This is a genomic window from Legionella cincinnatiensis (assembly GCF_900452415.1).
GTDB lineage: Bacteria > Pseudomonadota > Gammaproteobacteria > Legionellales > Legionellaceae > Legionella > Legionella cincinnatiensis.
This window is the reverse complement of record NZ_UGNX01000001.1, coordinates 483825-499328: the sequence shown is the minus strand read 5'-3', so window position 1 is coordinate 499328 and position 15504 is coordinate 483825. Positions and strand designations below refer to the sequence as shown.

The window sequence follows — 15504 nt, the reverse complement described above, 5'->3', positions numbered from 1 at the left end:
TAGTCTCTGGGAAACTACATCCATTGCCTAGTCAAGTTATTTCCTTAAACGTGTTCGTCTAATGCTTTCTCAATAATTTTGATAACTCTTCCTGTATCTGGAGAAGTAGTCGAATAAAAATAATCAATCAACTTTCCCTTGCGATTGATAAGATACTTATGGAAATTCCATTTTGGTGCAGTACCAAATCCCAATTCCTTTCTTGCCCAAAGATAAAATGGATGTGCATTTTTTCCTGAAACCACTTCTTTAGCCGCCATTGGAAAGCTAACACCATAATTTACTTGGCAAAAGTTAGAAATTTCTTGTTCTGTTCCTGGTTCTTGCCCTCCAAAATCATTTGAAGGAATTCCTAATACAACCAAACCTCGGTCTTTATATTGTTCATAGAGCTTCTCTAAACCAGCATATTGTGGGGTAAAGCCACACTTAGAAGCGGTATTAACGACCATTAAAACTTTTCCTTGAAAAGAGGAAAGAGGCAATGGCTCATGTCCTCGCAAAGTATGAAATGAATAATCATACGCATTATCATAATGCGGAGTATCAGCTGAAGCGATATGGGTCATCATCCACCATCCTAGTATTATATATGGGAGCACTTATCAACAAACCCTATTGTTATTAGGTCCAAAATTAAATCCATGCGGAACATCCATTAATAATATACTATTGACCTTGTAAAGCAAGAATGAAAAAATTATCAACAATTTAGGGTTGATAATTCATTACCCAAGGAAACAAGAGATACTTTTATGTTATTTTATCCTAAACTGCATCAAGATTTCTTTTCAGCAGCACCAGACTTTACCCATATTTATCATTTAATCAATAAAGTTTCTCATAGAGAATGCACTCATTTTATTGAATCATTATCTACTTTAGAAAAATTACTGACCGAAAAACGGTTGCGAAAAGAAGAACCTATCTTACGTTTTTTAGTTGATATGAATGGAATTGCATGGTTTGCTCGAGAAAACCAACCTGGTATTAGTGCCCCTAAACACTTCCAAATGACTGGAGAACCTCAAAATAAAGCCAAATGTTTAACCGCTGGGAATATAAAATTTACTAATGCAAAATGCCATATTTTAAAAAGTCTTAATCATAGAAGCGGTGATTTTCAGCCCTCTTTCTATTCATTGCGTATATTTTTAGCCATACTTATTTTAAATGAAGCAATTTTGCCTTTTAAATTACCAAGAATTCTTGTTGTAAAAGAATTAAATGCTCAAGGTGAAGTTGCATGCAAACACAGATGGCTTGTGGCGAAGATTAAAGAATGGGTAACCACTTTTAATCATAATGAAGAACTGACTCATAGGCTAAAAAACCAATGCGTAGAAACCAAACAAGTTCACTACAAGAGTACAAGTGATGAATTTTGTTATCCAATTTAAAGCTAAGGCAACGATACAATAGGGGTACATTACCCTCTTTAAATCATTTCTATTTGATATCTTATTTTTTCTTGTACTTCACGCATATGTACTTCGTTCTCGTAATGAGTTCGAGGCCAAAAAAAACCCTTTAAGCCATCTTGCTTGTTTCTTGGTACAATATGAACATGAAGATGAGGGACACTTTGGCTAATTGTATTATTTATAGCAATAAAGCTTCCTGCAGCATCCATTGCTTTTTCAACAGCCTTACCGATTCTTTGCGTTAATAAAAAAAGGGACTCTACCAAAGTATCAGGTAACTCATAAAGGGTTTTAATATGTACTTTAGGTACTAATAAAGTATGGCCGGGAAATAGAGGGCGAGAGTCCAAGAATGCACTAAAATTCTCGTCTTCAAAAACAAAAAAAGCTTTTTCTTTTTTTGCAACAATTAAATCAAAAATACATTCCTTAACCATTTATACTCCTACTTTTGCGTGAACTTTAAGGAAGAAACCTACTTAATCAACTTTAATTCATCTTATTATAGGAACCAATAGCCAAGTGAAATAACACGGAGAGATGATTTCAATGCTACACTTTATTATCAGATTTTTAAAAATAAATTGGAGTCAACAAAATGAAAAAATACTCCCTATTTTTATTACTGTGCATGATTCATTATGAAAGTTTTGCTAGAGGTTTGACCCTTGAAAGTTCAGCATTTCAAATGAATTCAATCATTCCTACCCAATATACCTGCAAAGGCGTGGACCAATCTCCTCCTTTAGCATGGCATGGTATACCTGCAAAGACAAAATCATTGGTATTAATCGTTGATGATCCAGATGCTCCTGGTGGAGTTTGGACTCATTGGATTTTATTTAATATTCCGCCAACGATACACCAATTAGATGCTGGAAGCCCAATTCCTCCTGGTGCTACAACTGCAAAAAACAGTTGGGGGGGATTTGGTTATCGTGGCCCCTGCCCCTCTCTTGGAGCTCATAGTTATCATTTTAAATTATATGCATTAAACACCGTAATAAACTTAGGGGATGACGCTAGCCGAGATACTTTATTGAATGCAATCACTGGACACGTTATTGAAAGCTCGGATCTGGTGGGCATTTATCAATCTTTTGAATAAGCCTAGGTAAAACAGCCAGAGCCAATAGTAGCATATCAAGAATACTCAACAACCTAATTGCTTTTTCTAGTGTTTCAGTAAATGGAACTGAGTCAACGTGGTGTATGTCGATTGTTCTTGGCCTAGTTTGCTTTCAATAAAATAAATCTTATCAACAGTCATTGGGGGGATATCCTCTAATTTAATTGGCGCTAATAACTGCTGTTGCTTATGCGGACAATGATGCACCCTGGCTAGAGTCATGTGGCCACGAAAAGGTCGAGATGCAATAGGATAATTTAAAAAGCTAAATGATTGAGTAATAATACTTGCAAATTTAGATAAAAGCTCATGAGGCTCGACAATCAAAGAAAGAACTTTAGGATGTCGTAACATAGGAAACCATTCTAGCGGCCCTAATTTTAATTGGAAACTAGGAATATGTTTTAATGCATTGGATACTCTCTTGCTCACTAAGGCCACGTCTTTTGATTGTAATTGGGCTATAAAATGCAACGTTATATGTAAGTTTTCCACATGGACCCAACGCATATAATCTTCAGGCATTTCTTGCTTTAAAGAGTGCAAAACCTTCAATAAATGAAGGCGTATTTCCGTTGACGGTACAATTGCGAAAAAAGCACGTATCGTATTTTTTTTATCCATTAAAAAAGTCTTATCCCGAGCCCACATTAATTTATATTATATAGATAAAGCGTAACCAAAATGATAGCATTATCCTTTTTATTCGAGAATGAATGACCTATCGTCCCGATATTGATGGGCTAAGAGCCATTGCCATTATACTGGTTCTAATTTATCACGGCGGCCTCCACTTTTTTCCTTCAGGATTTATAGGTGTTGATGTCTTTTTCGTTATTTCTGGTTTTCTCATCACCAGCATTATTCATGAGTCACTTAATAATCATTCTTTTTCCTTTTTAGATTTTTATAATCGTAGGTTATGGCGCTTACAACCTGTATTTGTTTGTTTACTCTTTTTGACAACTGCATTAGCTGTATTATTCTTTTTACCTGGTGATTTAATACAGTACAGCAAAAGCGCGCGCAAAACCTCTTTATTTTTATCTAATTTATTTTTTGACAAAACGACAACGGGTTATTTTTCACCGGACACCCATCAACTTCCGCTATTACATACCTGGTCTCTTTCCATAGAATGGCAATGTTACCTACTTCTGCCTTGCCTTATTTATGGTTTATCTCGTTTTATACCTAAAAAATATTTGCCTGTTTCCGTATGCATTCTTACTTTAATTGCTTTTCTCTATTCATTACATAATGCTAAAACTTTACCTGCGCATACCTATTATTTATTGTTAAGTAGAATCTATGAATTTTTAATTGGTGCGTGCATTGCGTTGATTCCTGCAATTGCTCTTACATTGAATCAATATTTCTTAAATCTCATTGGAAGCATTGCCTTATTCTCCCTATTTTATATTGCAAATCTTAATCCAGTTTTAACAGGATATCCTGACGAACATGCACTTGCGGTTTGTCTCGCAACAGGAGTACTTATTACTTTAGGTAGATTTTTCCCCGAGTGCCTCTTGAGCCAATTACTTTCCACTAAGCCTGTGGTCTTTATAGGATTATTATCTTATTCTCTATACATTTGGCATTGGGTTATTTTTTCACTCTTAAGATATCAAGGGATTGTAGAAACCCTCTCCATTCAACTTTTTGCCTATACCCTTACTTTTGTATTCGCTTATCTTTCTTGGAAATATATTGAAAAACCAGCGCGACATTTAAGGCATACTCCATTCCGCTATACTGTAGTGCTCTTGGTATTTATTCCAATCTTGGTCATCCATCTTACCGCTTATTTTGTCAACGCCAATAATGGCTTCCCCAAACGCTTTGATGGCGAATTAGCGTCTATTTATCAACAACTAGAACAATACGCAAGTAAGTTACGACCTACGTGTATCAGTGATAAGCAACAAGAAATCAATTTGCAATGTCTCGTTGGTTCTAAAAAAAGCGATAGTAAAAAAGCATTAATGATTGGGGATTCATTTTCCAATCATTATTGGGGGTTTATGGATGTGCTTGGAAAAGATGCTAACGTTACCATATTGATGCAAGGAATATCATCATGCATCACTTTGCCCGGAATTTATCTTTATGACTGGTGGCATTTTAAAAATCAAACATACCAATCTTGTTATGAGCTCACGCAAAAATATTATCAAATGATTCAAAACAATCATTATGATTATGTGATTATTGGGCAACTATGGGAAAACTATTTATCAGCAAGTGTAATCAATCAATTAGGAGATAAACGTTCATTAGGATTAGGCCAAAAACGATTAGAAAACGCATTAGATAAAGCACTTGCAACAATTATAAGCTCTGGAGCAAAACCCGTATTAATTAAAGCAACAGCACGGATGCAAGAGAACTTTCATGACTGTTTCTTTAAGCATATAAAGTTAAGAAAACCTTATAATTCTGCTGAGTGTAATTTTAATTTACTTGAAACGGATCAAAGGATTAGTCAATTGTTTCATAAAATGAAAAGCAAATACCCACAGTTAATCATTTTTGATCCTAAAAAAGTACAATGTATAAAAGGCATATGTAAAGCAGATATCAACGGAGTTCCTGTTTATCGTGACGTAGGACATATAACGGATTATGCTTCATATCAATTTGGTGCACTTTATTTGCAACAATTTTCTAATCCATTGGGATAATAGATTATTATTTCACTTTGTCGCAATCCATCTCCACATTAACCTCTTTTTAATGAATTCGACTAAAAACAAATAAGTGACCGTAGCTGTAATAAGAAATAGAAAATAAGTTGGCGGTAAAGGAACGAACCCCAAAAACATCGCAATTGGGGTAAAAGGTAAGAGCGCTGCAAAAAAAACAATAAATAACACCATGACGATTAAGGGTGTGCTAGGTTTACTTTTCCAGGGATTTTTGGCAGTACGAATCACAAACACAACCAACGTTTGAGTCGCTAATGACTCAACAAACCAACCGGTTTGAAATAAAGGCTCTGTTGCAGCAAAAAGCTTAAGCATAACAAAAAAAGTTATAAAATCGAAAATAGAGCTTATAGGACCTATGTAAAACATAAACTTGCGAATAATTGTTATATCCCAATGTTTAGGTTTACGTGCAAAACTGGGATCTACATTGTCTGTTGGAATCACTATTTGAGAAATATCATAAAGAAGATTATTTAAAAGAATTTGGGTGGGTAACATCGGCAAAAAGGGCAAAAAAAGAATTGCCCCTGCCATGCTTAACATATTACCAAAATTTGAGCTGGTTCCCATCATAAGATATTTCATCACATTTCCAAAAGACTTCCGCCCCTCAAGAATTCCGCTTAACAATACGCTTAAATGACGCTTCAATAAAATAATATCGGCCGCCTCGCGTGCTACATCCACAGCACCAGCAACCGAGATGCCTACATCCGCACTACGCAATGAAGGAACATCATTAATTCCATCTCCAATATAACCTACTACATGCCCACGTCCACGAAGGACACTAATAATCCGTTGTTTTTGCATAGGAGAAATACGCGCAAACACATTTGCTTTTTCTGCAATTTCGCCTAATGCCATATCACTAATATGTTCTAATTGTCCGCCTGTCAGGATTCGACTGGAATCAATCCCTACTTGTTGGCAAACATGGTGGGTTACCAAGTCATTATCTCCCGTTAAAATTTTTATCGTTACTCCTTCTTTAGATAATTTTTTTATAACCTCGGGAATATCTTTAAGCGCTGGATCGAAAAAAGCAAGAAATCCTGCTAAAACCATTTCTTTTTCATCGCGCACATCATAAGACGATTTGGGCTCTATTTCACGATAAGCAACGGCCAAAGTTCGATACCCCTGCTTACTTAAAGACAAAAAAGTAGTCTCGATTTTTTTGTACGATATTTCATCTCTTGGATGAATTTCACCGTCGATATTATAATGAGTGCACTCTCGGATTACATATTCTGGTGCACCTTTAATAATCAGAATATGTGTTCCACTTTTATCTACAACAACGCTCGAGCGGCGACGCTCAAAATCAAAAGGAATTTCATCGATTTTATGGTAAGGCTGCAGATCAGGATGATCGTGTTTTAAGATTGCCGCATCTAAAGGATTAATATTAACTTTTTTCAATACAGCACGATTAAATGGGTTGGGAATTTCTGTACCAAAAAGACTGTTTAAATACGCCCACAACATGATATTTTCTGATTTATTACCTAAGGGATCTATATGTTGCTCTAAAATCATTTCACCACGAGTCAAAGTACCTGTTTTATCGCTACAAAGAATATCAATGCTTCCAAAATTCTGTATCGCAGACAAATTTTTGACGATTACGTTCTTTCTTGCCATATGAACAGCTCCTGCAGCAAGAGTTACGGTAGTAATCATCGGCAATAATTCAGGTGTAAGGCCAACTGCTAAAGCAACAGCAAATAACAGGGACTCAAGTAAAGAGCGTTTCAAATAAATATTGACAGCAAATACAAAGAACACAAGAAAGAACACTACTTTCATGATGAACAAACCAAAACGGGTAATGCCTTTTTCAAATTCAGTATGGGGTGCCGCTTTAGCAAGTACTTTAATAATATTGCCAAATTGCGTGTTCTGTCCGCTCGCTACAACAATCGCTGTTGCTGCGCCACTAACCACAGAAGAGCCGGAAAAAACAGCATTTTGAGCATCCTCTATATTTGGGGGAGTAGCGTTTTCATAAATCACCTCTTTTTCTACAGGCAAAGATTCACCAGTAAGAGCAGCTTGTTGGATATGTAAGTCTTTAGCGTTTAACAATAAAGCATCCGCAGGTATCAAATCACCCGCGATAAGATGGATAATATCTCCTGGAACTAATTCACGACAGGGTATTTCATTCCATTTTTGATCTCTTAATACATTTGCCGTAGATGCAATATGTCGTTGTAGTTTTCTGATGGCAACAAGTGAACGATGACTTTGGAAATAATCAAGACCAATGCTCATTATAACCATAATAATAATGATAATCGAACTAACAACATTTCCAGTAAAAGCCGAAACCACAGCTGCAATCAACAAAATAGCAACAAGTGGATTAGTTGAATGAGAAATGGCTTCCATAATCAGAAGACGATAAGGACTTTGGGCAATTTCATTAAATCCATATAATGCTTGCCTTTTTTGAGCTTCTAAATGAGTTAAACCCTCCAAAGAACTATTTAATTTCGAGAGTACTGCTTGCTTGTCCAAAGTGATTAACGACTGCAAATCCATATTTCCATCCTATATTTTGCCGACTTGCATCAATTCATACAGTTCATTTTAGCAGCTGAATATAATTTACAAGGCACTGAGCCAAGCATAAATTTTTGCGCTAAATAATCTTGGGGCAAGTGGTTCACAATGACCTCCTGTCCCTTCTTGAGCATCAAAAAGAATGTATTGCTTTTTGCACTGTAGCTGCTCATATAGTTTTTTTGCCTGGCCTAAGGTAATGTATTCTAAAGTATTATCACAAACCAGCATGGGACATTGAATCTTTTCGACCAATCCTTTTAACGTGTAAGCACGCGTTTTATGGAGCATTTCCTCAATTGTTTTAGCACCAAATCGCCACTTTCTGCTTTCTAACATAAATCGTAAATTTTCATCTGTTTTCATAAGATGACTTAAAGCTTGCTCTAAAGAAGCATTTTTTAAATCTGGGAATTGGGTCCTAAACGAATTAAATTTTGCTTCTAGATTAGCACTCGCATCAAATATACCTGGATCAACAATGCAAGCTGCAATGCGCATTTCTTTAGTTACTGCTCGCGCAGCAAGATATCCCCCAAAGCTTCGGCCAATTAGGAACATTTTATTAGGATCGATTTGTGGGCGGTCGATAATAAAATCAACAACTGCACGAATTACGTGCTCCCAATCAGGAATAAAAGGTATTTTATTAAAACGCAACATACTGCCTTGACCCGGACCTTCAAAAGTTAAGCAATGAAAGCCTCGTTTTAATGCCTCAGCGGCGGTGCCATAACACTCTTCTTTAGTGCTATCTCCGCCTCCAGTGTCAATTAGGATAGGCCTAGGATGATTCGAAAAAGATTCATGCAGATAAAGATAACCAGGCAATTTACTATTTGCAAAAGGAATTTCTACTTTTTCTACAGGGGTTTCAAAAAACTCAAGCGCCCGATGGAACGCTTGAATACTGTATTGTAGTGCGTGTTCAATCCGAGGATCTGTGGGTTCATCTTCTAGGAAAAAAAATGCGGTGCGGTAATAAGTACAGGCCCGTAAAAAAGCCAATTTCGCGTCAAAATAAAGTCCTTGGCTACGATACGTTTCAGCAAGATTATAATTATTATCAGCAAAAGTAATCCAATGAGTATACCAGCTTTCTTTATTGCCAGGTTCTATTTGACTCGCTATAGCAAGACATTCTCCTATTTCAGCTCCTTGATAGGTAGTACATCCTAAGCTTCTGATTAATTGAGCATTAAATAGCGCCGGTTTAATGATATCATGCATGATAAAGCATCCTTATTCTTTTTTAAAAAATCAAACTTGCATTTAGATCAAATAATAGAACCCCTGGATTTTTATAGTAGTGATTAATGCTTCGAAAAGGAAGTAGGAGTCAAGTCCATTGGGTGAGAAATCTCCTTTGGCTTTTTAATGAATTGCTTTTTGTTTCCTTGGGCTAATAGGCCATACTCTCCAATAATAGAGTTGGTCGGCATGGAGTTTTGGCGCCATTGACCTACATTTAAAGATTCGGTAGAAGGATTAGCTTCAAAAATAAGTATTGAAGCCAAATCTGGCTGTTTTCTTAGTGTCAGTTGATGGCACATTTTAGTGGCACAAAATTTTTCATCCTCTTGAATTTCATTGCTTCTTGTTTGAGTAAGTGACTCAACTTTGGATGCATAAAAAGGAGCAAGTATTCTAAGCTTAAGCACCAACAAAAACGCGTTCCAAGGTGTTAGTTTTTTATAACCATGACGACTCGGATCTTGAGTTGTTTTTTCATACTCGCTAGGTGATAACATCTTAATATGATGTAAATTGGAGCGAAAATAAATTTGCTGATCAGGTCCTAAAATGAATAAAGGTTGAGTTTGGCGCTTGCTGTAATCAATTGCGGGCAAAAAAGTTATTCCTCCATAATCAAATGAGCGTCGTCTTTCACCCGTTATCATTAAACGTGCAATATCTCCTAAGGAATTATCCATGCCATTGATTAACAAGTTACTGTTTTCATCATTTCCATGATTAAAGTAAGTTCCATCACCATAAGCTTTGCAATCATCCTTGAGCATCTGGAAGTGGCCTGCTTCCGGATGGGGTGGCTGGAAAGAATTAGTAACCATAACCCCTTTTTCATTGTCCTCATTATGCATATTATTGACAAGAATACTCCCCCATATCCCAAATTGCTGAGGCAGTTGCTCTCTCATCGTTCCCAAACGGCTCAGATGACCGCCGGCAAAATGGTCAGAATAAAAATGCATGGCAAATAAATCGCGAGCAACCGCTAAAGCATGGTAACGATGCCCTAATTCAGAGAGTATTTCCTTCTCATTTTTTTCTCGAAACGCATATTTACTCGGATCTTTTTTAATTTTTTTCAATACATTATTCAAGGTATTACGGATATGTTTAGGGATTTGTACCTCTTCCTTGCCAATTTCACCTTGAGCCATTTTATGGCAGTAAAAAGCAATCTCAGCCATGCGTAAAGCAGAATAATGCCCAACAATGTAGCCACGAAGCGACCATGGTGAAAAATGATCTTCATTACTCGATAACTTTGCACCATAATCTTTTACAGTAAATGTATAGAGCAATTGCTTTAACAGACTTGGGATAAATCGTGATTCGTCAATCGCATAAATACGACGAATAGCCTGTTGCGTTACAGAGGGCGAGGCCAAATCATCATAGGCTTGTCGAAACGCATGGGTTTCAACAGGAGTAACAGGCGCATTGAGCAATTGGTCATTTTCTTCGGTACTATCTCCGCTTTTGGTGGGAACTCTTAATTGTGACCACCATCCTGCCTTAGTATAATAATCACCGGCTAAAGCAATTACATCACCTGCACTTAATTCTAAGTCAAGAGGAACCGGAACATCATCAATTTTTTGCATGATTCTAAGACGCAAATTATTACTGCTGTCGGTTGCTAAACTTTTACTGCCTTGTAAATAAGGATTTTCTAAAGTTTCAATGCGTATCTTATCGCCCGCATCTTTATGCTCATTGGTTTCCATATAAAAATATGATGGAGGGAAAATTAATAAGATTATAACTGATAAAAATTAAGTGAATCTTATATAAAATTGAACATCTTTAGAAAAATTGACTTTGCCTTTGAACACATCATCTAGCAAATCATTTTGCAATACCCATCTTAAATTGCTGTAGAAGAGTTAGACATTACATACACCATCCAAGGTTCGCTCGTTCCAATTTGATTGTAAAAATTTTGCGCCACATCATTGTCAAGCTGAGTTAACCAATAAATCCTACTCCATTTTTGAAACTTACTCATGTGTTTTAATTCATCCATAAGCATTTTTGCCACACCAGCTCTCCTATGCGCGGGGTTAACGTATAAATCATGTACATAACATTCTGAAGCGATACTCCAGGTACTTAAATGAAGAATAAACGTAAGAAATCCTACAGGAACATCTTGGGCATCACAGCAAACAATACACCTCATATGTTCTTCCTCAGAGAGGAACACATGCCATGTATTATCAGTCACCTGAGGAAGCAAAGACATATGATAAAACTCTAAATACTCATTCCATAGGGTTAACCAGCTCTCTTTATCCCTAGGTTGTACCCCTCTAACTTTATATTGATTCATGAAATAGTCCTCTTGCTCCCACGAAAATATTCTATGAGTCCCTACCAATAAATAGAGCAAATAAGCAGTAATTCATTGGTAGGGTTTCTTACTTGATGTTTTTTAAACGCAGCAAAGTAAAAAATATCTTGTGCGCTAAGGTAATGACACGATCCTTCATAATTTAAAATGCCGCATCCTTGTAAAACAATCCAGATTTCCTCTTCTTGATGGGAGTCCAATGGGGTTTCACACTGACTTAATACCTGAAAATAGGTAGTATGAAAAGGAGGGGTTGCTTGAGATAATGCGAAATTAATAGGATGTACATTGACCCCAGGAGCTATGTTCTCAAAATTTGAAAAAAACAGCCCAAAATCCTCCTTGCTCCTCTTTGCATCAAGCCATTGAGACATATTTTTGCTCCTCCTGGTTATGGAATAACTCTCGGTCCCAATCTAATACAGTGCTCTCGCTTTCTAGATCATAAATGGGTAATGGTGCGATGCTATTAATAATTTTTGCACTTCGCCATGCCATAACACTTAAATTTGGTTCAGCAATTCCATGCGACTGAGCAGCAGCATTTTGGACATAAATGCGATTTTGTCTTGGACCATCCCATAAAATAGAAAAATCCTCATTGACACAAAATCTTCCGTTATTTAAGGGAATTTTGTCAGCAAGGGAGGAAAGATAAGAAGGAAAATCCCATTGATAACCCGTACAGAGAATCACAATATCTGCGGGAATATATTTTCTTTTCGTGGTTGAGAGATCACGCAACAACAACTGATGCCAATCGGCTTCCCTACTCATATGGATTAATTCATGTCGAGGTAAAAAATTAAAAAATCGCCCCTTATTTTCCAAAAATTCTAAGCTATAAAGTTTTTGATAAATTGCTTTTAATAAGTGAAAAGAAATACCATCACTTGCAAGTAGTTGTTCCTGCAATAAAGCAGTTTTTTCTTGCTCAGATAGATGAAAAAAATACTCCATATAATTTGGTGTAAAAAACTCATTTACAAATGAAGAGGTATCCATGGGTAACAATTGACCCCGCTTTGAAATCCAATTCAATTCCGACGGTAGCCGATCTTCTTGAGATAAAATATGGTGTACTATTTCAGCACCACTTTGTCCACCACCTATAATAGCAACACTTTTGTCCTGCCAATGGATTGGTTTTAATAAGAAATCTTTATTGTGCACTACATTTTTCCCCATATAACTCGTTACACAAGCAGGAATTTTTGCCTGTAATCCATTACCCAGTAATAGATGCTTGCCTCTAATCGTTCTCTGGTTCGTGCTGATTACGAAATACGATTGATTAAAACAAATATCTTCCACTTTTTCTTTGAAAAATAAATTAGGTAACGAACGGCTTACCCAATTTAAATAGTGACTAAACTCTGTTCTTAATACATTTTTAAATTGGGCATTAATAAAACGATATAATCTTTTATGCTTGGCCAGATAAGCAATAAATGAATAAGGATTAGTAGGATCAACCAGTGTAACGAGATCATTTAAATAACTGACTTGGATTTCTGCATGAGAAAAAAGCATTCCCGGATGCCAGACAAACTCTTCATTTTGATCAAAAAAAACACTAGAAATCGCTTCCGTTGAGGACAGTAACGCGGCAACACTTAAATTAAAGGGACCGATGCCCACGCCAAGTAAATCGGAAATTTTATTATAATGCGTTTGGTTCATAAGTGACTTCCTCCTTGAATACTCCAAACTCTTGCTCAATGCGCTTTATCCTCAGCTTTAATTTTTGTAAAGGACGTGCTGGTAGAACAAAAAAATCGCTCATCACTGGTAAGTCGTCATATCCTAAAACACTCCAAAGAGCCTTTCCTAACTCTGGCATGTAAGGATAAATCAACAGAGTCAATCCTTTTAACCACCAAAAGTAATTACCTGATTTCTGATGCAATCCTTTACCTAATGGGAGCCAATTCTCAATAGAATGAACTGCAATATGGGGTAAAAAGCAATTCGGTTGTAATGAATGTGCTTGAATAGCGAATAGCTCATAAAGTTGTGTTTTTAAATGTTGATCACAAAAGTAAGATTTCGTATCAACTAAATTTTCCATTCCTTGAATGATTAATGTTTCGATCCAATCTATTGTTTTATTGTAATAAAGAACAAAATCATTAATCACAAAATTACCTGTTTGATTACGAACATCTAAAGAAGCAAGATAAAGCCGAATAATATCACTAGAGAGTTTTTTTCTATGTATTGCTTCCTCAACTCCAATCATATGTTGCCGACTCGTGGAAAATTTGCTCCCTTCAAGATAGTAAAAATAATTAACGAGGTAATAATCAAAAGACTTATATTGCGGGCACCCTTGACTCACTCCCAATGCGCTGCTTAAAAATGGCAAGGCATTATCAATACCAAAACTAGAAATAGTAATTACATCTGAATCATTTGCAAATGCGTTTTTATTGATGCCCATTAACTTCCCGGCAAGTTCTCCAAACATTAAAAAGTAAGCAAATATAAAACCATAACTAAACAATGTCCTACCATTATTCGGATTGCTAGGATCAGGTAACCCCCAATCGCAATGAGTAGTTATACGAAACAAATTATTTTGTTGCATGCAATAGTTTTGGAACATCGTTTCTATGTATTGATTTACTCCTTTGGACCGCAGATCCACTTGATGAGGAAGGTGTAAAAAAATATTTTCTACCACTTTTTGGGGCATATTATTTTCTTGAATTATTTCTTCTGGACGAAAATGTGCACCGCAATTTTCGCAAAAATAACTTGTAGTTTGTTTAAAACAAACAGGACAGTTTCCATGAAGCCAATAGCCGGTCAGATAACGTTTGTTCACTTCATCCCAAGGAATATTTTCCTTTAATAACGATGTTGCCTTATTATTTAACAATTGTTGAAAGATCTTCTCATGCCATTCTTGATAAGAATGACTCCATGGTGCAGCCAGGGGATTAATGAATTGGTCTACCTGAATATTCATTAACTTTAGATCTTCTGCGATTAATGCATGATAATGATGACCTATTTGTTCCGGATCTTTATTCTCTTCTTCAGCTTTTCCCGCTGCATAAGATTCATAGCTATCGGTACCAGAAATTATCCAAGCACGATGTCCACAAACACGCAGAGATCTTGCAAGAATGTCAACACTTAAAAAAGGGCCACCAATATGTCCTAAATGTAAGCGACCATTAGGTGTAGGCACCGATGGAATAAGGAGATAATTTTTCTTATTTTCGATCATCGCTTTGCTCCATAATTTTTATCCTTAAACGCTCCGCCATAAGCTCAAGCGAGTTTTGCCAGCCAATTCGAGAAAGCGCAATGACTTTTTCCTTATTTCTCGCTAAAACAGCAGCAACTAAGTCCTCATTTTCTTGTTTAAATTCTGCCAGCACTTTCTTATTATTGTGGTGAAATCCCATACATAAAAAACGATAACGAGCAGAATGGTCATACAACATGTCTTGAATTTTAAGTAACCAAGGAGATTGGCATGCTTTGATTAAAGTAAAGGTAAATTCTTTTTGGAATTCATTCCATTCTATAGGTTCCAATGGTTGAGCTGACTGAGAATCAAGATATTTGGCATAGCGGTGCCAACACGAAATAACTTCGGCTTCCCAAGATGCATCTCCATGATCCATTGATAATTCTAAGGCGCGAGCTTCGAGATCCATTCTCATAGCATAAAGATCATATAACTCTTCTAAAGAAAGCGGAGGAACAGAAAAACCACATAATTCTTCTAGATTAACAAATCCATTAGCAACTAAGCGACATAATGCCTCTCTTAACGGACTGTATCCCACATTGTATCTTGTTTTTAACTGCTCCATTTGTAACTTTTGACCAGGGTTATAATAACCACTCACAAGATCCTGACGAAGTTTTTCTAAAACGGTGCTTGCTTTTGATTGTTTTTCACGAATTCGTATCATTTCTATTATGCTTCATTTAAAAACTGAACATAGTATTAATTATTTTCGAAAATTTGTAAATATTCGAAAATAATTAAATTCATTAAAGATAGAGACAATGAACTGGTCAAGAGAATAATGAGGAAGAATA

General features: G+C 36.2%; 14 protein-coding genes. 3 read left to right on the top strand and 11 right to left on the bottom strand.

The window, feature by feature from the left end:
- Window positions 1-44: 44 nt before the first annotated feature.
- Window positions 45-572 carry a glutathione peroxidase gene (locus DYH34_RS02160; RefSeq protein ID WP_058464876.1) on the bottom strand — a complete coding sequence of 176 codons (528 nt, stop codon included), beginning with the start codon at window positions 570-572 and terminating at the stop codon, window positions 45-47.
- Between the two features lie 183 nt (window positions 573-755).
- Between DYH34_RS02160 and DYH34_RS02155 the strand changes: the two genes are divergently transcribed.
- Window positions 756-1400 (top strand): hypothetical protein, encoded by a 645-nt coding sequence (locus tag DYH34_RS02155; protein ID WP_058464875.1) that lies wholly within the window; start codon window positions 756-758, stop codon window positions 1398-1400.
- Between the two features lie 38 nt (window positions 1401-1438).
- Here the strand turns inward: DYH34_RS02155 and DYH34_RS02150 are convergent, their stop codons facing one another.
- The gene (locus DYH34_RS02150) at window positions 1439-1861 is read right to left on the bottom strand and encodes an HIT family protein (protein WP_058464874.1); all 423 of its coding nucleotides are present in this window, start codon (window positions 1859-1861) and stop codon (window positions 1439-1441) included.
- Between the two features lie 161 nt (window positions 1862-2022).
- Between DYH34_RS02150 and DYH34_RS02145 the strand changes: the two genes are divergently transcribed.
- Entirely contained in the window at window positions 2023-2532 is a 510-nt protein-coding gene (locus tag DYH34_RS02145; protein WP_058464873.1) for a YbhB/YbcL family Raf kinase inhibitor-like protein, read from the top strand.
- A 66-nt stretch (window positions 2533-2598) separates the two neighbouring features.
- Here DYH34_RS02145 and thpR read toward each other — a convergent pair whose 3' ends face one another.
- Complete coding sequence (gene thpR / locus DYH34_RS02140; RefSeq protein ID WP_058464872.1) at window positions 2599-3177, bottom strand: RNA 2',3'-cyclic phosphodiesterase; 579 nt, start codon at window positions 3175-3177, stop codon at window positions 2599-2601.
- 92 nt (window positions 3178-3269) lie between these two features.
- Here thpR and DYH34_RS02135 point away from each other — a divergent pair, with 92 nt between their 5' ends.
- Window positions 3270-5240, top strand: a complete 1971-nt coding sequence (locus DYH34_RS02135; RefSeq protein WP_058464871.1) for an acyltransferase family protein — start codon at window positions 3270-3272, stop codon at window positions 5238-5240.
- A 12-nt stretch (window positions 5241-5252) separates the two neighbouring features.
- On the opposite strand, the gene mgtA is transcribed toward DYH34_RS02135, so the two are convergent.
- The 8 genes from mgtA to DYH34_RS02095 form a co-directional block, all read right to left on the bottom strand.
- Window positions 5253-7817 carry a magnesium-translocating P-type ATPase gene (mgtA, locus tag DYH34_RS02130; protein WP_058464870.1) on the bottom strand — a complete coding sequence of 855 codons (2565 nt, stop codon included), beginning with the start codon at window positions 7815-7817 and terminating at the stop codon, window positions 5253-5255.
- Between the two features lie 66 nt (window positions 7818-7883).
- Complete coding sequence (locus tag DYH34_RS02125; protein ID WP_058464869.1) at window positions 7884-9068, bottom strand: alpha/beta hydrolase family protein; 1185 nt, start codon at window positions 9066-9068, stop codon at window positions 7884-7886.
- An 83-nt stretch (window positions 9069-9151) separates the two neighbouring features.
- A complete protein-coding gene (locus tag DYH34_RS02120; RefSeq protein ID WP_058464868.1) occupies window positions 9152-10813 on the bottom strand; it encodes a hypothetical protein in 1662 nt (553 codons plus the stop codon).
- Window positions 10814-10953: 140 nt separating this feature from the next.
- Window positions 10954-11418, bottom strand: coding sequence for a GNAT family N-acetyltransferase (locus DYH34_RS02115; RefSeq protein ID WP_058464867.1), 465 nt, complete (start codon window positions 11416-11418; stop codon window positions 10954-10956).
- 41 nt (window positions 11419-11459) lie between these two features.
- On the bottom strand, window positions 11460-11813 hold the full coding sequence (locus tag DYH34_RS02110; RefSeq protein WP_058464866.1) for a cupin domain-containing protein: 354 nt from the start codon (window positions 11811-11813) through the stop codon (window positions 11460-11462).
- On the bottom strand, window positions 11797-13122 hold the full coding sequence (locus DYH34_RS02105; protein ID WP_058464865.1) for a lysine N(6)-hydroxylase/L-ornithine N(5)-oxygenase family protein: 1326 nt from the start codon (window positions 13120-13122) through the stop codon (window positions 11797-11799). The genes DYH34_RS02110 and DYH34_RS02105 overlap by 17 nt, the downstream gene beginning before the upstream one ends.
- A complete protein-coding gene (locus DYH34_RS02100) occupies window positions 13103-14677 on the bottom strand; it encodes a methionine--tRNA ligase (protein WP_083502752.1) in 1575 nt (524 codons plus the stop codon). Before DYH34_RS02100 ends, DYH34_RS02105 begins: the two co-directional genes overlap by 20 nt.
- A complete protein-coding gene (locus DYH34_RS02095; RefSeq protein ID WP_238589492.1) occupies window positions 14664-15374 on the bottom strand; it encodes an FCD domain-containing protein in 711 nt (236 codons plus the stop codon). The genes DYH34_RS02100 and DYH34_RS02095 overlap by 14 nt, the downstream gene beginning before the upstream one ends.
- Window positions 15375-15504 lie beyond the last annotated feature (130 nt).